Source organism: Simiduia sp. 21SJ11W-1 (genome assembly GCF_024138675.1).
Lineage (GTDB): Bacteria > Pseudomonadota > Gammaproteobacteria > Pseudomonadales > Cellvibrionaceae > Simiduia.
Genome location: NZ_CP090959.1, coordinates 2,903,720 through 2,923,274 on the forward strand (window position 1 = coordinate 2,903,720; position 19,555 = coordinate 2,923,274).

Genomic DNA, 19,555 nt, shown 5'->3' on the forward strand with positions numbered 1-19,555 from the left:
TCACAGCGTTGAGGTGCATATCACACCCATCGCATTCTTAAATTCCAAAGCGTGCAGCCGCACACAATTTTGGCTGCACATAAAAAAGCGCCCGCTTGCGCGGGCACCGAAACTTAGCGACGCAGGCCGAGTTTCTGAATCAGGGCAGTGTAACGCTCAGCGTTTTTACCCTTCAGGTAATCCAGCAACTTACGACGCTGGTTTACCATGCGGATCAGACCACGACGTGAGTGGTGATCTTTCTTGTTCTCGGAGAAGTGACCCTGCAACTTGTTGATGTTGTAAGTCAACAAAGCTACCTGAACCTCTGGAGAACCAGTATCGCCTTCAGCTTGCTGAAAGTCTTTTACGATGTCCGCTTTTTCTTGTGCACTAAGTGCCATATCATTCACCTTTACGTATGACTACGTTTAAATATGCAAGTTACTTAACCACAGGGTGGTTATAGCAACCGGTTATAAAAGGCCTGTCCGTGCATATTTACAGACAGGTCTGCGCCCCACCGGGGCTATTCGGTAGCCGTTAGCTACCAGAATTTGAGGCCACCAGCCGCTTGGGAGCGACCCGGCCATCATCGGCAAGGGTGCCGATGCCTAAAAAAACACCAGTTTGATCAAAGACACGCACCATATCACCTTCATCACCCAAGGCAAAGGCCCGCGCATCCATCACCGGATTACCCTGGCGAAAATAGTAGGCGGTGGCCTCGGGAAGCGCCAGCGACGGCAGCTGCGCCACGGGTGCATCCACAGGTAATAACAGTGAATCCAATACCTCAGGCTCCCCTTCACCGCGCATGTCAGCCAGAGTTTCCAAGGATACGGCCTGTGCATCCGTAAAGGGGCCAGCCTGGGTGCGATGCAGGCGTGCCACATGGGCACCCACGCCAAGGGCTGCGCCCAGGTCTTCTGCAATGCTGCGGATATAGGTGCCTTTGGAGCAGTGCACGGCGATATCTGCCTCGGCCACTTCACCGGGGCGAAAGGCCAGCAACGCGATGCTATACACCGTTACCTGGCGGGCTTTGCGCTCTACCTCTATGCCTTGGCGGGCAAGCTTGTAGAGCGGTTGGCCATCTTTCTTCAATGCCGAAAACATCGACGGCACCTGGCTGATCTCGCCTTTGAAGGCCTTTAGCTGCTCAGCCACCAAAGCCTCGGTAATATGTGCCGCGCTTTTGGCTTCGATTACCTCGCCATCAGAATCGCTGGTATCGGTGCGCTCACCAATACGGAACGTACTGGCATAGCCTTTATCGGCATCGAGTAAAAACTGGGAAAACTTGGTTGAATCACCAAAACACAAGGGCAACACGCCCGTTGCCAGCGGGTCCAGGCTGCCCGTGTGGCCTGCTTTGGCGGCGTAATACAACCGCTTGGCCTTTTGCAGGGCGGCGTTTGAACTCATGCCGCCGGGCTTATTGAGCACCAGCACGCCACTGATCGGGCGACCTTTAGGTTTTCTTGCCATAAAACGTGCGCTACTCGGCCGGATCTTCGGGGTTTTTGGCTTTGTCGTCAGCCACTGCCCGGTCAATCAAATTGGCCAATTGGTTGCCGCGAATGGTGGTTTTATCGTACACAAACTGCAGGCGCGGTGTAGTACGTAAATCCAAATCCTTCGCAACAAGGCTGCGCAAAAAGCCGGCCGCCTTGTTGAGGATTGCCAGCGCAGCTTCACACTCTGCATCGGTTTCGCGGCCAACAAAAGTGACAAAAATTTTCGCAAACGCCAGATCACGGGTTACCGTTACATCGTTTACGTTCACCATGCCAATGCGCGGATCGCGGATTTCTTGCTGGATAAACCGCGAAACAGATCGCTGCAGCGCATCTGCTACGCGATCTGTACGTTTAAATTCACGAGCCATTGCAGTACCTCAAGCAGGAGAGCTAATTAAAGCTCTCTTGCTACTTCTTTAACGTCGAAGACTTCGATCTGATCGCCGACTTTTACGTCGTAGTTCTTCACGCCAATACCACATTCCATGCCGTTGCGAACTTCTTTAACGTCGTCTTTGAAACGGCGCAGAGATTCCAGCTCGCCCTCAAAAATTACCACGTTATCGCGCAATACGCGGATGGGCTTGTTACGGTACACAGTGCCCTCAGTCACCATACAGCCGGCTACCTGGCCAAACTTGGGCGAACGGAACACTTCACGTACATCGGCAATACCCACAATCTCTTCAACACGCTCGGGCGCCAACATACCGGCCAGTGCTGAACGGATTTCATCAAGCAGCTGGTAAATAATGCTGTAGTAGCGAATCTCAACAGATTCAGCTTCAGCCAAACGACGCGTTGCAGCATCGGCACGTACGTTGAAACCAAGCACGATCGCGCCAGTAGCCAGCGCCAGGTTCACGTCGCTCTCGGTAATGCCGCCCACACCGGAAGACACCACATTCACTTCAACTTCTTCGTTGCCGATATCAGCCATGGAACTCAAAATGGCTTCCAGTGAACCACGCACATCGGCTTTAACAACCACGGAGAGAATCTTCTTCTCTTCACTGCCCATGTTGGCAAACATGTTTTCGAGCTTGGCTGCCTGCTGGCGCATGAGCTTTTCGCTGCGCTCTTTCTCTGCGCGGTGCTCAGCCACTTCACGGGCCTTGCGCTCATCGGGTACCACGGCGAAGTCTTCACCGGCACCGGGCGCGTTGTTCAAGCCCAAAATTTCAACGGGCGTTGAGGGGCCAGCTTCTTTCACAGTTTGGCCTTGCTCATTTACCATCGCACGCACGCGGCCATAGGCCTGGCCTGCCAACAGCATGTCGCCACGCTTCAGCGTACCCTGCTGAACCAATACCGTGGCAATGGCACCGCGGCCTTTATCAACACGGGATTCAACCACCACGCCCTTGGCGGGCACATCAACGGGCGCTTCCAGCTCCAGGATTTCAGCTTGCAGTGAAATAGCTTCGAGCAGTGAATCCACACCGGTACCGGTGTGTGCCGACACCTCGATAAACTGCGTATCGCCACCCCAATCTTCCGGAATAACTTCATGCTGAACCAACTCGTTTTTCACGCGATCCGGATCGGCAGCTTCTTTATCACACTTGTTGATTGCAACAACGATTGGCACGCCGGCAGCCTTCGAGTGCTGAATTGCCTCAATGGTTTGCGGCATCACGCCATCGTCGGCGGCTACCACCAAAATAACCACGTCGGTTGCCTGGGCACCACGTGCACGCATGGCGGTAAACGCGGCGTGACCGGGAGTATCCAGGAAGGTAATTTCACCCAGGCTCGTTTTTACACGGTATGCACCAATGTGCTGGGTAATACCACCGGCTTCGCCTGCGGCCACTTTGGCTTTACGAATGTAATCGAGCAGTGAGGTTTTACCGTGGTCAACGTGACCCATTACGGTAACTACCGGTGCACGGCTGATCATTTCGCCATCGTGAGTGATAGAAAGCTCCAGCGCCTCTTCCAGCTCGTTATCGCTCTTGAGCTTGGCCGAGTGGCCCATCTCTTCAACAATCAGCTGTGAGGTTTCTTGATCCAGAGAATCATTTAGTGTGGCCATCACACCCATTTTCATCATGCGCTTGATCAGTTCATTCGCTTTGATGTTCATGCGTGATGCCAGGTCGCTGACTGTAATCAGCGGGGGTAATTCAACTTCCAAAATTTGCTTCGCCGTCGGCTTCTTGAAACCGTGTTTGTTATTTAGCTTCAGCGAGCCACGTGCACGACGCGGGGTTGCCAACTCATCTTCCAACTCATCCAGACGCTTCAAATCAATACGTGCGCCCTTCTTGGGTGCGGCAGGTGCCACAACTTTCTTGCTGGCGCGGTGGCCGGCTTTTTTCGTGTGCTTGCTAGCCTTGTCTTCGGCATCATCTACTTCAACATGGCGCGATTTTTTCGGCGCCTGGCCGTGCTTGCCTTTGGTCTCTTCTTCTTTCTTGGCCTTGGCCTCAGCATCAGCGCGCTGCTGGCGCAACTCTTCTTCGGCCTTGCGCTTGGCTTCTTCGGCCTTCAGGCGCTCTTCTTCTTCCTGCTTGCGTCGCGCATCCAGTGCCGCCAGGCGACGCTCTTCCATATCGTCTACACGAGTGCTGGCAACCTTGGGGGCAGCGGGCTCGGCCGGGGTTGGTTCGGCGGCCGCAGTTTTTGCAGCTGGCGTTGCTGCTTCAGCAGCGGCACTTTTCGCCTCTTCTTCAGCGCGCGCTTTGGCAGCGGCTTCGGCTGCGTCTGCTTCGGCTTGGGCCTTGGCGGCGGCTTCAGCTTCCGCTTTGGCCGCAGCTTCTGCAGCGGCCGCTTCTGCAGCTTCCACTTCAGCCGGGTCACGCTTTACGTAGGTGCGCTTTTTGCGCACTTCAACGTTAACCACTTTGCGCGAAGCACCGGAACCTGTTTTCAAGGTAGTGGTGGTTTTGCGCTTCAAGGTAATTTTACGTGGCTCGGCCACTTCCTCACCGTGACTGCTCTTTAAAAAGCGCAGCAAGGTTTGTTTTTCTTCATCAGAAACCGACTCATCAGCTTTCTTGTGCTTCAAACCGGCTTCTTGCATCTGCTTAAGCAGACGCTCGACGGGAGCACCGACTGATTCGGCGAGTTCGCTTACAGTTACTTCAGCCATTCTCTTTCCTCGGTATTATTGCTCGCCTGCGCTGTCTGACTCGTCAGCAAACCAGGGTTCACGTGCTTTCATGATCAGTGCCGCTGCGCGCTCTTCATCCATACCTTCAACGCCCAACAGGTCGTCTACGGATTGCTCGGCCAGATCTTCCATTGTGATAACGCCGTTAGCCGCCAGCAGGTAGGCCAGGTGCTTATCCATACCTTCCATGGTCAGCAAATCTTCTGCGGGCTCGGTATCCAGCTTCTCTTCAGAGGCCAGTGCCTGGGTAAGCAGTGCGTCTTTCGCGCGAGCACGCAATTCTTCGGCGATATCTTCATCAAAACCTTCAATGGCCAGCATTTCCTCCAGGGGAACATAGGCCACTTCTTCGAGGGTGGTGAAGCCTTCGTCTACCAGCACCTCGGCAACTTCTTCATCCACATCCAGTGCGGCCATGAAGTTTTCAACAATGCTGCCAGATTCTTCCTGCTGCTTGGCACTCCACTCTTCTTCGCTCATCACGTTGATGGTCCAACCGGTGAGCTCGGATGCCAGGCGCACATTTTGGCCGCCACGGCCAATGGCCTGAGCCAGGTTATCTTCGGCTACGGCCACATCCATGGAACCTGCGTCTTCATCAACCACAATGGATTCGATTTCAGCGGGCGACATAGCGTTAATAACGAACTGGGCCGGGTTGTCGTCCCACAGCACAATATCCACGCGCTCATTGCCAAGCTCATTGGATACCGCTTGTACGCGTGAACCGCGCATGCCCACACAAGCACCTACCGGGTCTATGCGGCCATCGTTGGTTTTTACGGCAATTTTGGCACGCGAGCCAGGATCGCGGGCCGCACCCTTGATTTCAATAACTTCTTCTGAAATCTCCGGCACTTCAATTTTAAATAATTCGATCAGCATCTCGGGGCATGAGCGGCTCAGGTAGAGCTGCGGGCCACGGGCATCGGGGCGCACATCCAATAGCAGTGAGCGCACGCGATCATTCATGCGAAACACTTCGCGACCCACTAACTGATCGCGCGGCAACAGGCCTTCTGCGTTGTTGCCCAAATCTACAATCACGGCATCGCGGGTGACTTTCTTAACAGTACCGTTAATCAGCTCGCCTACACGGTCGCGGTACTCTTCCACGATTTGCGCGCGCTCGGCTTCACGTACTTTTTGTACAATCACCTGCTTGGCGGTTTGCGCGGCAATGCGGCCGAACTCCACGTTCTCCACCTGCTCTTCGTAGACGTCACCGGCTTTGAGCGCCGGGTCTTTTTCCGCGGCTTCTTCCAGCGTGAACTGGGTGCCAAGCTCTGCCAGGGTGTCGTCATCTACCACCAACCAGCGACGGAAGGTTTCGTAGCTGCCGTCTTTGCGGTTAATTACAACGCGAATATCGGATTCTTCGTCGTAGCGCTTTTTAGCAGCCGTTGCCAGCGCTATTTCAATGGCTTCAAAGATCACATCACGGTCGACGCCTTTTTCATTGGAAACCGCTTCGGCGACCAGCAAAATCTCTTTGTTCATCATGGTTTAGCCTCTTAAATTCCATCTGGCTCCGGCAACTAGAATTGCGGAACGATGTTAGCCTTTTCAATCGAATCTATGGGAAACAGGTATTCTTCGTTTTCTACCTGCAATATCACTTCGTCGTTTTCGATACCGCTAATGACGCCACTGAACTTGCGGCGGCCATCAAATGGGGTGCGTAAACGTAGCTCGGCCTTGTGGCCTTGAAAGCGTTGGTAGTGGTCTAGGGTAAAGAGCGGCCGATCAACGCCGGGAGAAGAAACTTCCAAGGTGTACTCGCCACTGATGGGGTCTTCGACATCGAGCACAGCGCTAACCTGGCGGCTGACTTTTTCGCAATCTTCCAGCATGACGCCGTTTTCGCGCTCGATGAAAATGCGCAAGGTGGTGTGACGCCCCTGGGATAAATATTCCATACCCCAAAACTCACATTCCATAGCCTCAGCTACGGGTGCAATCAGTGCCTGCAAGGTTTCTTGCTTTGTCGCCATATACGCTTCTGTGTTCTCGTAAAACAAACAAAAAATGGGCACTAGGCCCATTCTTATTATGACTGCCTTAGCTGGCAGTAATATCTTGCGCCGCCCGGAGGCTTGGCAATTCGCGCATACAAAAAAGCCCCAAACTGGGGCTTCTCGGCACGTCTTGCGACGCAGTTCGATAGCCAAAAGCCGATTCTGGTAATTCGGCCTTCGCCCGGCTATGCCGGCCTGTTGTAGCTCACTATAACCCAGTGGCGCTACGGGTACCAAACTTCAAAATTGGTAGCGGGGGCTGGATTTGAACCAACGACCTTCGGGTTATGAGCCCGACGAGCTACCAGGCTGCTCCACCCCGCATCAACAACTTGCTTCAGAGCTGTGCTCTCAACCAAGGCCGCGAATTATAGGGAGCACCCCACCCTCGGTCAACCCCCTTTTGCATTTATTTTATAAAAACAATTACTTAGATTAGTTTTACAGCAATAAGCACAAAAACACGGCAACCACAGCCCCATCGAGCAGCGCACCAAGCGAGCGCCTATACAAAAGCACCAGCCACAGCGCTACGCAAACTTCACAAGCCCCTCTCCAGCAAGGCGGCGAACGGCCCGAAGGGTGAGCGCATCGCGCGAATCAACGCCGGACCTTGGTCCGGCCTGGCAAGTAAAAAAAAAGCCCGATGCGTTAGCATCAGGCTTCTTCAATTGGTGCCCACTAATCGAAGATTAGGACCGCGCAGCGGCCCGGAGGGTGAGCGCACTGCGCGAATCAACGCCGGACCTTGGTCCGGCCTGGCAGGTAAAAAAAGCCCGATGCGCTAGCATCAGGCTTCTTCAATTGGTGCCCACTAATCGCAGATTAGGACCGCGCAGCGGCCCGAAGGGTGAGGCATCGCGCGAATCAACGCCGGACCTTGGTCCGGCCTGGCAGGTAAAAAAAAGCCCGATGCGTTAGCATCAGGCTTCTTCAATTGGTGCCCACTAATCCCAGATTAGGACCGCGCAGCGGCCCGAAGGGTGAGCGCATTGCGCGAATCAACGCCGGACCTTGGTCCGGCCTGGCAAGTAAAAAAAAAAGCCCGATGCGTTAGCATCAGGCTTCTTCAATTGGTGCCCACTAATCCCAGATTAGGACCGCGCAGCGGCCCGGAGGGTGAGCGCATCGCGCGAATCAACGCCGGACCTTGGTCCGGCCTGGCAGGTAAAAAAAAGCCCGATGCGTTAGCATCAGGCTTCTTCAATTGGTGCCCACTAATCGCAGATTAGGACCGCGCAGCGGCCCGAAGGGTGAGCGCATCGCGCGAATCAACGCCGGACCTTGGTCCGGCCTGGCAGGTAAAAAAAAGCCCGATGCGTTAGCATCAGGCTTCTCCAATTGGTGCCCACTAATCCCAGATTAGGACCGCGCAGCGGCCCGGAGGGTGAGCGCACTGCGCGAATCAACGCCGGACCCTGGTCCGGCCTGGCAGGAAAAAAAAAGCCCGATGCGTTAGCATCAGGCTTCTTCAATTGGTGCCCAAGGCCGGACTTGAACCGGCACGACTTGCGTCACTACCCCCTCAAGATAGCGTGTCTACCAATTTCACCACTTGGGCTAAACCTTTACTCACTGCTCTGGCGCCTGCGGCACCTCATCAGCGGCATCTTCAACTACGGGTACTTCGGCGTCGCCAGCAGACTGCTCGACAATGGCGGGAATACCGGCATTGGAAGAAATATCTGCTTTGTTTTTGGCCACAATGGCCAAGCCGAAGCTGGTGATGAAGAAAATCAATGAAAACACAGCTGTGGCGCGCGAAAAAAAGTTACCACCACCAGAGCTGCCAAATACTGTTTGCGAGGCACCACCACCAAAAGACGCGCCCGCTTCGGCACCTTTACCTTGCTGCAGCAAGATCAGGCCGATAATGGCCAAAGCTGCAAGCACGTGCACGATAATAATCAACTGTTCCATAATATTCTCTACATTCGAGCCTTAAGCCAAGTGACTTATAGCACTCTCACAAATTTTGCTGAACTCAACACTGTCAAGCGCCGCTCCGCCCACCAAGGCGCCATCAATATCTGGCTGCTTGAACAGCTCATCGGCATTGGCAGATTTCACGCTGCCGCCGTATAGCACACTTACGCGGCTACCGGCTGAACCCAGCTGCTCGCGAATGGCTGCGTGCACTGCCTGGGCTTGCTCAGGTGTTGCCGTTTTACCGGTGCCAATGGCCCATACCGGCTCATAGGCAACCACGATTTCGCTAACATCTTCAACCGCTTCTATAACTGCGGCCAACTGCCGTGCTACCACAGCAAATGTTTGCTCTTGCTCGCGCTCTGTAAGGGTTTCCCCTACGCAGACTACCGGCGTGACACCTGCAGCCAACGCCGCCTTTGTCTTTGCCGCCACCAGCGCATCCGACTCTGCCTGATACTCCCGGCGCTCGGAGTGGCCAACAATCGCATACTCACAGCCGACATCTTTTAACATGGCACCGCTGCACTGGCCGGTAAAGGCACCATTGGCTAGCTGATCGCTCACATCTTGCGCTGCCAGTGCAATACCTGCGCGCTGAAACCGCTCACTCAGCACCGCCAGGTAAGGCGCAGGCGCTGCGATTGCGACATCCACAACGGCGGCCTCCGGAATTCTGAAACCCTCAAGCCACTGCGCATTGGCAGCGTGCGAGCCGTTCATCTTCCAATTGCCCATCACCAGCGGACGACGCATAGATTCTCCTTGCTATAGGTCGCACCCAAGGGCGACTTATTTGCTCCCAATAGCGCAGGCGAAGCCTGGCAGGGGGCTTGAACACACCACACTCATGGGTGCCTCTCAAGCGGGCGCCAATGTTAGCGAAGTCGGTGCCGAGATACAACGGCTTTTTGCTCACTAAATCAATCAATTAGCAGGCGCACTAACTAGGCGCCCACAGCGGCCTGAACCACCTCTGCAAGCTCGGCGGCCAACTTCTTGACGGCGCCTGCCTCATCGCCTTCAACCATCACCCGCACCACAGGCTCAGTGCCCGAGGGGCGCAAAAGCACGCGCCCGCGCCCGGCCAGCACAGATTCGGTTTCAGCAATGGCCGACTGTATAGAGGCGTTGCCCGCCAGCAACGATTTGTCTTTCACCCGCACATTTATCATGGTTTGCGGGCACTTGGTCATGGCGGATTTCAATTCGTGCAACCCCTTGCCGGTAGACACCATGGCGAGCAGCACCTGAAGGGCGGCCACAATGCCATCACCGGTGGTGGTTAAGTCGCCACAGATAATGTGCCCGGAAGATTCACCACCCAGATCCCAGCCGTTGTTGCGCATGGCTTCAATCACGTAACGGTCGCCCACATCGGCACGCACCAGGTCTACACCGATGTTTTTCAGGCCCAGCTCAAATCCGAAGTTGCTCATGAGCGTGCCCACCACACCGGGGCATTCACGACCCTGTTCTATGCGGTGCGCGGCAATGATATACAAAATCTCATCGCCATCGACCACCTGGCCTTTGTGATCTACAAAACAGACGCGGTCGCCGTCGCCATCAAAGGCAATGCCTAGGTCGGCGCCCAGCTCCAACACTTTTTCGCGCAGCACTTCGGGCTTTGTGGAGCCGCACGCGCGGTTGATGTTGGTGCCGTTCGGCTCGTTGGCAATGGGCACCACCTTGGCACCCAGCTCACGGAACACGTCCGGCGCCACGTGATAGGTGGCGCCGTTGGCGCAATCCACCACTATTTTGAGGCCCTGCAGAGAAAAGCCCCAAGGCAAGGTGCCCTTACAAAATTCAATGTAACGCCCGGCGGCATCTTCAATGCGACGCGCCTTGCCCAGCCGCTCGGCGGTGGACATCGGCTCATCCAGCATTTGCTCAATTTTAAGCTCTACGCTGTCTGGCAGTTTGGTGCCTGAACCGCTGAAGAATTTGATGCCGTTGTCGCCATAGGGGTTGTGCGAAGCACTGATAACAATACCGGCTTGCGCTTGAAAGGTGCGGGTTAAATAGGCGATGGCAGGCGTTGGCATGGGGCCGAGCAGCCCCACATCCACACCGGCGTTAATCAAGCCCGCCTGCAATGCAGATTCGAACATGTAACCGCTAATGCGCGTATCTTTACCAATCAAGATGCGCTTGGGGCCCTCAAAGCGCTCCCCCAGCACATGGCCGGCCGCCCAGCCGAGCTTCAGCATAAAGTCTGGGGTAATGGGGAATTCACCCACGGCACCGCGAATACCGTCGGTACCAAAATATTTACGAGTCATTGAATGTGTCCTATGTGGCGTCCATGCAGGAGGCAAAATAATGCAAACCGCCGATTCTACTGGAAATATGGCAGCCGCTAAAGTTGGCCGTGCACGGCAGTCAGCACCTTGAGTAGATCGCAGGTTTCCGCCACATCATGCACGCGCAATATGTGGGCGCCGGCCTGGGCTGCCAGTAGCGCAAATGCCAGGCTGCCCGCAAGCCGCTCTGGCACCTCGCGACCGCATATCTGCCCCACCATGGATTTACGCGACACACCCACCAGCAAAGGGTACTGCTTTGCAAAATGGCTGATCGCCCGGAACAGTTGCAAATTGTGTTCAAGGGATTTACCAAACCCGAAACCCGGATCAAGTATCAGGCGATCAGGCCCTATGCCCGCGGCCAGGCACGCCTGCACCCGCTCGCCTAAAAACTGCTCAACTTCTGCCACAACATCAGAATATTGCGGGGCTGCCTGCATGGTTTTGGGCTTGCCGCGCATGTGCATTAAACACACGGGCAAGCCCGTGGCGGCCGCTGCTGATAGCGCGCCTTCTGCGGTGAGCGCACGCACATCGTTAATCAGGCCCGCGCCACCGCGGGCGGCTGCAGTCATCACGCTCGCCCTGCTGGTATCCACGCTAATGACCGCAGAAAAGCGCGCGCAAAGCGCCTCTACCACAGGTACAACCCGATCGAGTTCTGCCTGCTCGGGCACAGGCTCGGCACCGGGGCGCGTGGATTCGCCGCCCACATCCAATATGCTGGCACCGGCGGCCAGCATGCCGGCCGCCTCATCAATCACCCGCTCAATGCGCAGCCCGCCATCAAAAAAGCGCCCGCCATCGCTGAAGGAGTCTGGTGTGACATTGAGTATGCCCATGACCTGTGGGCGCGAAAGATCAAGCGTAGGTGCACCAAAAATCATTCAATACCTCATTGAGTAGCGGTTCGCACACCGCTTGGGATAGTTGCTAATCAAAGCGCATAAAACCTGCAGAAATCCCGCACCACGTAATTCAATACATCATAAAAAAACACCAGCGCAAGGCTGGTGTTTTTAATCAGTGATCCTTGGCCGGCCCGCCGATTGGGCTTGAGGGCTTATCAGGATCTTTCCCGTCGTGCGATTCCTCGCCGCGGCCACCTTTGATGTGGCCGTTGAAATCGTTGTCGTCCCAATCCCTTGGCGGGCGCACCTTGCGACGGGCCATCAAGTCATCAACCTGCTCGGCATCAATGGTTTCGTATTCCATCAAGGCGTCTTTCATGGCCTCAAGAATATCGCGATTATCTTCAAGAATTTTGGTTGCACGGGTGTAACAGCTATCCACAATGCGGCGCACTTCTTCATCAATCATGCGCGAGGTGCCATCAGAGTGGGCAGCGTGGAAGGTGCCCGGGTAGGCGCCCTCTTCTTCACCGTAATTGAGCGGGCCCAATTTTTCCGACAACCCCCACTTGGTAACCATATTGCGCGCAAGCTGGGTGGCGCGCTCAATATCGTTGGAGGCACCGGTGGTAACGCCCTCAAAGCCCAGGGTCATTTCCTCGGCAATGCGGCCACCAAACAGCGTGCACAACTGGGATTCCAGCGCGCGCTTGCTCAGGCTGTACTTGTCGTCTTCGGGCAAGAACTGGGTTACACCCAAGGCCCGGCCACGGGGAATAATGGTGACCTTGTGCACAGGGTCGTGCTCTGGCACCAAGCGGCCAACAATGGCGTGGCCCGCCTCGTGGTAGGCGGTGTTTTCCTTTTCTTTCTCGCCCATCACCATGGTCTTGCGCTCGGCACCCATCATGATTTTATCGCGGGCTTTTTCGAACTCTTCCATGGTTACCAGGCGCTTGTTGGCACGGGCGGCGAACAAAGCGGCCTCATTCACAAGGTTGGCAAGATCCGCACCAGAGAAGCCAGGGGTTCCGCGCGCAATAATGGATGCCTGCACTTTTTCATCCAAGGGCACTTTGCGCATGTGCACTTTCAGAATTTGCTCGCGCCCGCGAATATCCGGCAAGCCTACAAACACTTGGCGATCAAAGCGGCCGGGGCGCAAGAGGGCCTTGTCGAGCACATCCGGGCGGTTGGTGGCAGCAATCACGATGATGCCTTCATTGCCTTCAAAACCGTCCATCTCAACCAGCAGCTGGTTCAGGGTTTGCTCGCGCTCATCATGGCCACCGCCATGGCCGCCGCCACGGTGGCGGCCCACGGCATCAATTTCATCAATAAAGATAATACAAGGCGCCTGCTTCTTGGCCTGATCGAACATGTCGCGCACGCGCGAAGCACCCACGCCCACAAACATTTCAACAAAATCTGAGCCGGAAATAGAGAAGAAAGGCACCTTGGCTTCGCCTGCAATGGCCTTGGCCAGCAGGGTTTTACCGGTACCGGGTGGGCCCGCCATCAACACGCCCCGTGGGATCTGGCCGCCCAAGCGCTGAAAGCGCGATGGGTCACGCAGGAACTCCACCAGCTCCTGCACTTCTTCTTTGGCTTCATCCACACCGGCTACGTCTGCAAATGTGGTTTTAATCTGGTCTTCACCCAGCAGCCGCGCCTTGCTTTTGCCAAAGCTCATGGGGCCGCCACGGCCGCCACCACCGCCCTGCATCTGGCGCATAAAGAACATAAAAACGGCAATAATCAGTAAAATCGGGAAACTTGCGAAAAACAGCTGCTGCCAGAATCCGGCCTGCTCGGGCTGTTTACCTACCACCTTGACGTTGTGGTTGAGCAGATCATCCATCAATTTCATATCCACCAAATTCGGGCGAATCGTTGTGAATTGCGAACCGTCTGCCTGGCGGGTCCCCTCGATGACCAGGCCATCGATTTTCACCTCCTTCACCCTGTCGGCCTGCACTTCCAGTACAAACTCCGAGTAAGGAATTTCCTGCTTATTTGGGGTGGCACTAAAGTTCTGGAATACCGATAACAGCACAGCGGCGATAATCAGCCACAGAACTAGATTTTTTGCCATATCATTCAAAGGGTTACCCTCACATCATTACGTCAGCAAGTTACTTTGCAACCGGGATTTCCGGGGTGTTTTACCAAGGCGGTATGCATACCTATCAGCATGATACAGCTACGCACCGGTGTAAATGGTGGATTTCACAGCGAAGGACAAAAGCCCACACAAAGCCGACCAATTGAGCCGTTGGGGTAAAATGGGGGCCAAGTGCGAAAATACAAGCACCGCCCACCAATTGCACCGACTGACTGCTAACTTTAGGCTACAATGCCGGCTCTGGGGTATGAGCCCCAATACGATTAGATAGAGTTCAGGATTTTATATGCCAGTCAGTGCAGAGCGCAGAAAACAGTTTCGACAAATTGGTCACAACCTCAAACCCGTGGTTATGGTCGCCGAGAAAGGCTTATCAGAGGGTGTTCTGGAAGAGCTTAACCGCGCCCTGGAAGATCACGAGCTGATTAAAGTGAAGATGGTGATCAACGATCGAGACGCACGCAAGGCTGCCATTGAAGCCATGTGCAAGGCCGCCAGGGCCGAGGTTATTCAGGAAATCGGCAAGATCGCCCTGATTTTCCGCGCCGCACGCGAGCCCAACCCCAAGCTTTCCAACATCCTACGCTGATTGGCAAGGGCGCCCAAAGGCGCCCGTCACCCCTAGCGGTGATACACCGCGTCTATTTCGTACTCCACTTCACCCGCGGGCGTGCGCACCAACGCCACATCGCCCACTTCTTTGCCAATCAAAGCACGGGCAATAGGTGAGGTAACCGAGATCATATTGGCTTTAACATCGGCTTCATCTTCACCCACAATTTTGTAGGTTTGAATGGCATCGGTTTCCAGGTTCAAAATATCTACGGTGGTACCGAAAATAACCTTATCGCCCTCCGGAATGGTGGAGATGTCGATCACCTGCGCATTACTCAGTTTGGCTTCAATTTCCTGAATCCGCCCCTCGCAAAAACCCTGCTGTTCACGCGCTGCGTGGTATTCGGCATTTTCTTTTAAATCGCCGTGCTCGCGGGCTTCTGCAATGGCCGTAACAATGCGCGGGCGCTCAACTTTTTTCAGATGCTCGAGCTCGGCGCGCAACTTCTCGGCGCCGGCTACGGTCATTGGATATTTGGTCATGCATGTATCCTCTTATGCAGATCTTGCAGGCGGCGAACCTCTGTCTTTAACCCGAAACGCAAGGCAACACACAGCGCTTCTGCCGCTGCCAGCGTAGTGGTGTAATAGACGCGATGGCCCTCTGCGCCCCGGCGAATAGACGCCGAGTCTTTAATGGCTTGCTTGCCCTCGGTTGTGTTGATAATCAAATCGATTTCATCGTTTTTGATCATGTCCACAATGTGCGGGCGCCCTTCTGTCACCTTATTGACGATCTGTACCGGCACACCCGCAGCTTCAATTACCGCCGCAGTGCCCCGGGTCGCCACAAGCTCAAAGCCCAAATCTGCCAGTTCTTTGGCCACGGTCAACATGCCGTCTTTATCGAAGTCGCGCACTGAAATGAACGCGCGCCCCTTGGTGGGCAGCACATCACCGGCACCCAACTGCGCCTTGGCAAAAGCTTCGGCAAAGGTTTCGCCCACCCCCATTACCTCGCCCGTTGAGCGCATTTCCGGGCCCAGAATCGGGTCTACCGTTGGGAACTTGTTAAAGGGGAATACAGCCTCTTTAACGCTGTAGAAATCTGGCACGATTTCCGATGTAAAACCCTGCTCGGCAAGGCTTCGGCCGGCCTGGCAACGGGCCGCAACTTTCGCGAGCGACACACCAATGCACTTAGACACAAACGGCACGGTACGCGAGGCGCGCGGGTTTACTTCAATTACGTAAATCTCGCCGTCTTGATAAGCAAGCTGCACGTTCATCAAACCCACAACACCCAACTCCAGGGCCATTTTGCGCACTTGCTCGCGCATTTCATTTTGCACGTCCTTATCCAGTGAATAAGGCGGCAGCGAACAGGCCGAGTCACCGGAGTGAACACCGCACTGCTCAATGTGCTGCATGATGGCACCAATCACCACTTCTTTTCCGTCGGAGACGGCATCAATATCCACTTCAATGGCATTGTTAAGGAAGTGATCTAGCAACACCGGCGCATCATCAGATACCTGCACGGCTTCGCGCATGTATTGCTTGAGCTCGGCTTCGTTGTACACAATTTCCATGGCGCGGCCACCCAACACGTAGCTGGGGCGCACCACCAAGGGGTAGCCCACGGCCTCGGCTGCGCGCAGCGCTTCTTCCGTTGAGCGCACAATGGCGTTGGAGGGCTGCTTCAAGCCCAAGCGAATCACCATTTGTTGGAAGCGCTCGCGATCTTCGGCGCGATCAATGGCCTCAGGGGATGTACCAATGATCGGCACGCCGGCCTCTTCCAGTGCGCGGGCAAGTTTAAGCGGCGTTTGGCCACCAAATTGCACAATCACGCCTTTAGGTTTTTCCAGCGCTACAATTTCCAACACATCTTCAAGGGTAACCGGTTCAAAGAACAGGCGATCACTGGTATCGAAATCCGTGGACACTGTTTCCGGATTACAGTTCACCATGATGGTTTCAAAACCGTCTTCGCGCATGGCGAGCGCTGCGTGTACACAGCAGTAATCAAACTCAATGCCCTGGCCAATGCGGTTGGGGCCACCACCGAGCACCAGAATTTTATCGCGATCAGAGGGCGCTGCCTCACACTCTTGCTCGTAGGTAGAGTACATGTAGGCAGTGGAGGTAGAAAATTCTGCGGCGCAGGTATCCACACGCTTGTAAACCGGGCGAATATCCAGGCTATGGCGGTGCTTGCGGAAGGTTTTTTCGGTAACACCCAAGAGTGTGGCCAAGCGTTTATCGGAGAAGCCCTTGCGCTTTAAGGCAAACATCTTATCGGCATCTATGGCCGATAAGGCCATGGAGGCAAGTGCGGTTTCCTCTTTCACAATGTCTTCAATTTGCACCAAAAACCACGGGTCGATGAACGAGGCTTCAAACACCTGCTCAACAGTCATACCCGCGCGGAAGGCATCTGCCACATACCAAATGCGGTTGGCACCGGGTGTGGTTAAATCGCGACGGATTTTGGTGAGCGCATCGGCCTCTGTGAGATCAACAATGGGCTCAAATCCTGCGCTGCCCACTTCCAGGCCGCGCAGGGCTTTTTGTACGGATTCCTGGAAGGTGCGCCCGATGGCCATCACCTCACCCACAGATTTCATCTGCGTGGTCAGGCGGGCATCGGCATCGCCGAATTTTTCGAAGGTAAAGCGCGGCACCTTAGTGACCACGTAATCAATGGAGGGCTCAAACGAGGCAGGCGTGGCGCCGCCGGTAATTTCGTTTTGCAGCTCATCGAGGGTGTAACCCACAGCCAGCTTGGCGGCAATCTTGGCGATGGGAAAGCCCGTGGCTTTGGAAGCCAGCGCCGAAGAGCGCGAAACGCGCGGGTTCATTTCAATAACAACCAACCGGCCGGTTTTGGGATCTACGGCAAACTGTACGTTAGAGCCACCGGTTTCAACGCCAATCTCACGCAGCACCGCCACCGAGGCGTTACGCATGATTTGGTATTCTTTATCGGTGAGGGTTTGCGCCGGCGCCACGGTGATTGAATCACCTGTGTGCACACCCATCGGGTCGAAGTTTTCGATAGAGCACACGATAATGCAGTTATCGTTTTTATCGCGCACCACTTCCATTTCGTACTCTTTCCAACCAATGAGCGATTCATCAATCAACAGCTCGTTGGTGGGCGACAAATCCAAACCGCGGGTACAAATCTCTTCAAACTCTTCCCAGTTATAGGCAATACCGCCGCCGGAGCCTCCCATGGTGAACGATGGGCGAATAATGCACGGGAAACCGAACTCTTTAGGCACTTCGCGCGCCTGCTCCATGGTGTGTACGATTTTCGCACGCGCACACTCAAGGCCGATTTTTTTCATGGCCTGATCGAACAACTCGCGGTCTTCGGCTTTATTGATGGCCTCTTCATTGGCGCCAATCAATTCGACATTGTACTTTTCAAGCACGCCGTGCTTGTGCAGTGCCAGCGCGCAGTTGAGCGCTGTTTGCCCACCCATGGTGGGCAGCACCGCATCCGGGCGCTCTTTTTCAATAATCGCCGCCACCGTTTGCCACTCGATGGGCTCGATGTAGGTGGCATCGGCCATGGCCGGGTCGGTCATGATGGTGGCGGGGTTGGAGTTCACCAAAATTACGCGGTAACCCTCTTCGCGCAATGCCTTACAGGCCTGTGCGCCGGAGTAGTCGAATTCACACGCCTGGCCAATCACGATGGGGCCGGCGCCGAGGATCAGGATACTTTTAATGTCAGTTCTTTTTGGCATTGCTGTCTGGCCTGAAGCTTAAAGTGTTTAAAAAGGGTTAGAGGGCGCCGATCTAGCGGCGCGCTGCCATCAACTCGATAAAGTGATCGAACAAGGGCGCGGCATCGTGCGGGCCGGGGCTCGCCTCTGGGTGCCCCTGAAAACTGAAGGCCGGTTTGTCGGTGCGGTGGATGCCTTGCAGCGAGCCGTCGAACAAGCTTTTGTGGGTGGCACGCAAGTTTTCCGGCAGGCTGGCCTCATCTACGGCAAAGCCGTGATTTTGCGCGGTGATCATCACCTTGCCGGAATCCAGATCCTGCACCGGGTGGTTGCCGCCGTGATGGCCAAATTTCATTTTTACGGTTTTGGCACCACTGGCCAGCGCCAACAGTTGGTGCCCCAGGCAAATGCCGAACACGGGAATGTCGGTTTCCAGCAGCTGGGTGATCGCCTCAATAGCGTAATCACAGGGCTCCGGGTCGCCTGGGCCGTTAGAGAGGAAAACGCCATCGGGCTTGAGTGCCAGCACGTCCTCGGCTGTGGTTTGCGCAGGTACTACAGTGAGATCGCACCCGCGATCCACCAGCATACGCAAAATGTTGCGTTTCACGCCGTAATCAAAGGCCACCACCTTGTAGGGCTTGTGGCTGGGCGTGCTGTAGCCCTCGCCCAATGCCCAGGAGCCTTCTACCCAGGGGTAAGCTTTTGCCGCCGTCACTTCTTTGGCGAGATCCATGCCTTTCAGCCCGCCGAAAGCCTGCGCTTTTGACAGGGCGGCATCAGCGTCCACATCGCCTGCCATAATGCAGCCGCTTTGTGCGCCTTTGTCGCGCAGAATACGGGTGAGCCTGCGGGTATCTATGTCGGCAATACCCACAACATTGCGCTCGGCCAGGTAATCCTGCAGTGATTGCTCGTTGCGGAAGTTGCTGGCCAGCAGCGGCAAATCGCGGATCACAAGGCCTGCAGCCCAAACGCGATCACACTCTGCATCCTCGGCATTGGTGCCGGTGTTGCCGATGTGGGGGTAGGTTAAGGTGACGATTTGGCGGGCATAGGATGGGTCTGTCAGGATTTCCTGATAGCCGGTCATGGCGGTGTTAAACACCACCTCGCCAACGCTCGCGCCAGAGGCGCCTATGGCTGTACCTTTAAAAATGCTGCCGTCTTCAAGAACAAGAATGGCGGGACGTGGGGCACCAGTAGACAAGTCGACCTCCTAGGCAATGGCTGGCATTTTGACTTTTTTCAGGCTGAGCAAAACAACCATGCTTTTGACGGCATGTTGTGCGAATTTCGCATCATTTTTCGTAAAGAATTTCACCGCAGGTTGTAAAAAAGCGAGATGAAACCACTGTCTCATCTCGCTTTTTTAAAATTCTGTCTCGATCTATCCCCTGCGGTC

15 protein-coding genes and 2 tRNA genes are annotated in these 19,555 nt (G+C 55.2%); 1 reads left to right on the forward strand and 16 read right to left on the reverse strand.

Going from position 1 to position 19,555, the window contains the following annotated elements; translation table 11 throughout:
- Nucleotides 1-113: 113 nt before the first annotated feature.
- The 13 genes from rpsO to ftsH all read right to left on the reverse strand — a co-directional run bounded on the left by rpsO (nucleotide 114) and on the right by ftsH (nucleotide 13,825).
- On the reverse strand, nucleotides 114-383 hold the full coding sequence (gene rpsO, locus L1F30_RS12700) for a 30S ribosomal protein S15 (protein ID WP_253356608.1): 270 nt from the start codon (nucleotides 381-383) through the stop codon (nucleotides 114-116).
- Between the two features lie 139 nt (nucleotides 384-522).
- A complete protein-coding gene (gene truB / locus L1F30_RS12705) occupies nucleotides 523-1,470 on the reverse strand; it encodes a tRNA pseudouridine(55) synthase TruB (protein WP_253356609.1) in 948 nt (315 codons plus the stop codon).
- Between the two features lie 10 nt (nucleotides 1,471-1,480).
- The gene (rbfA, locus tag L1F30_RS12710) at nucleotides 1,481-1,870 is read right to left on the reverse strand and encodes a 30S ribosome-binding factor RbfA (RefSeq protein WP_253356610.1); all 390 of its coding nucleotides are present in this window, start codon (nucleotides 1,868-1,870) and stop codon (nucleotides 1,481-1,483) included.
- Between the two features lie 26 nt (nucleotides 1,871-1,896).
- On the reverse strand, nucleotides 1,897-4,599 hold the full coding sequence (infB, locus tag L1F30_RS12715; protein WP_253356611.1) for a translation initiation factor IF-2: 2,703 nt from the start codon (nucleotides 4,597-4,599) through the stop codon (nucleotides 1,897-1,899).
- Between the two features lie 15 nt (nucleotides 4,600-4,614).
- On the reverse strand, nucleotides 4,615-6,120 hold the full coding sequence (gene nusA, locus L1F30_RS12720) for a transcription termination factor NusA (protein ID WP_253361831.1): 1,506 nt from the start codon (nucleotides 6,118-6,120) through the stop codon (nucleotides 4,615-4,617).
- A 38-nt stretch (nucleotides 6,121-6,158) separates the two neighbouring features.
- Complete coding sequence (gene rimP / locus L1F30_RS12725; protein WP_253356612.1) at nucleotides 6,159-6,614, reverse strand: ribosome maturation factor RimP; 456 nt, start codon at nucleotides 6,612-6,614, stop codon at nucleotides 6,159-6,161.
- 271 nt (nucleotides 6,615-6,885) lie between these two features.
- A tRNA-Met gene (locus L1F30_RS12730) sits at nucleotides 6,886-6,962 on the reverse strand.
- 1,152 nt (nucleotides 6,963-8,114) lie between these two features.
- Nucleotides 8,115-8,199, reverse strand: a tRNA-Leu gene (locus L1F30_RS12735).
- An 11-nt stretch (nucleotides 8,200-8,210) separates the two neighbouring features.
- The gene (secG, locus tag L1F30_RS12740) at nucleotides 8,211-8,558 is read right to left on the reverse strand and encodes a preprotein translocase subunit SecG (RefSeq protein ID WP_253356613.1); all 348 of its coding nucleotides are present in this window, start codon (nucleotides 8,556-8,558) and stop codon (nucleotides 8,211-8,213) included.
- Nucleotides 8,559-8,579: 21 nt separating this feature from the next.
- A complete protein-coding gene (gene tpiA, locus L1F30_RS12745) occupies nucleotides 8,580-9,323 on the reverse strand; it encodes a triose-phosphate isomerase (protein WP_253356614.1) in 744 nt (247 codons plus the stop codon).
- 191 nt (nucleotides 9,324-9,514) lie between these two features.
- On the reverse strand, nucleotides 9,515-10,855 hold the full coding sequence (glmM, locus tag L1F30_RS12750) for a phosphoglucosamine mutase (protein ID WP_253356615.1): 1,341 nt from the start codon (nucleotides 10,853-10,855) through the stop codon (nucleotides 9,515-9,517).
- Between the two features lie 77 nt (nucleotides 10,856-10,932).
- Entirely contained in the window at nucleotides 10,933-11,766 is an 834-nt protein-coding gene (folP, locus tag L1F30_RS12755) for a dihydropteroate synthase (RefSeq protein WP_253356616.1), read from the reverse strand.
- A 136-nt stretch (nucleotides 11,767-11,902) separates the two neighbouring features.
- Entirely contained in the window at nucleotides 11,903-13,825 is a 1,923-nt protein-coding gene (gene ftsH, locus L1F30_RS12760) for an ATP-dependent zinc metalloprotease FtsH (protein ID WP_253356617.1), read from the reverse strand.
- Nucleotides 13,826-14,141: 316 nt separating this feature from the next.
- Here ftsH and L1F30_RS12765 point away from each other — a divergent pair, with 316 nt between their 5' ends.
- Nucleotides 14,142-14,444, forward strand: coding sequence for a YhbY family RNA-binding protein (locus L1F30_RS12765; RefSeq protein ID WP_253356618.1), 303 nt, complete (start codon nucleotides 14,142-14,144; stop codon nucleotides 14,442-14,444).
- 32 nt (nucleotides 14,445-14,476) lie between these two features.
- Here the strand turns inward: L1F30_RS12765 and greA are convergent, their stop codons facing one another.
- From greA to carA, 3 genes are read right to left on the reverse strand one after another with little or no spacing between them, the layout of a single operon-like run.
- Nucleotides 14,477-14,953: a transcription elongation factor GreA gene (gene greA / locus L1F30_RS12770; protein ID WP_253356619.1), complete on the reverse strand. Its 477-nt coding sequence runs from the start codon at nucleotides 14,951-14,953 to the stop codon at nucleotides 14,477-14,479.
- On the reverse strand, nucleotides 14,950-18,171 hold the full coding sequence (carB, locus tag L1F30_RS12775; protein WP_253356620.1) for a carbamoyl-phosphate synthase large subunit: 3,222 nt from the start codon (nucleotides 18,169-18,171) through the stop codon (nucleotides 14,950-14,952). The genes greA and carB overlap by 4 nt, the downstream gene beginning before the upstream one ends.
- A 52-nt stretch (nucleotides 18,172-18,223) precedes the next feature.
- A complete protein-coding gene (gene carA, locus L1F30_RS12780; protein WP_253356621.1) occupies nucleotides 18,224-19,360 on the reverse strand; it encodes a glutamine-hydrolyzing carbamoyl-phosphate synthase small subunit in 1,137 nt (378 codons plus the stop codon).
- Between the last annotated feature and the right edge of the window lie 195 nt (nucleotides 19,361-19,555).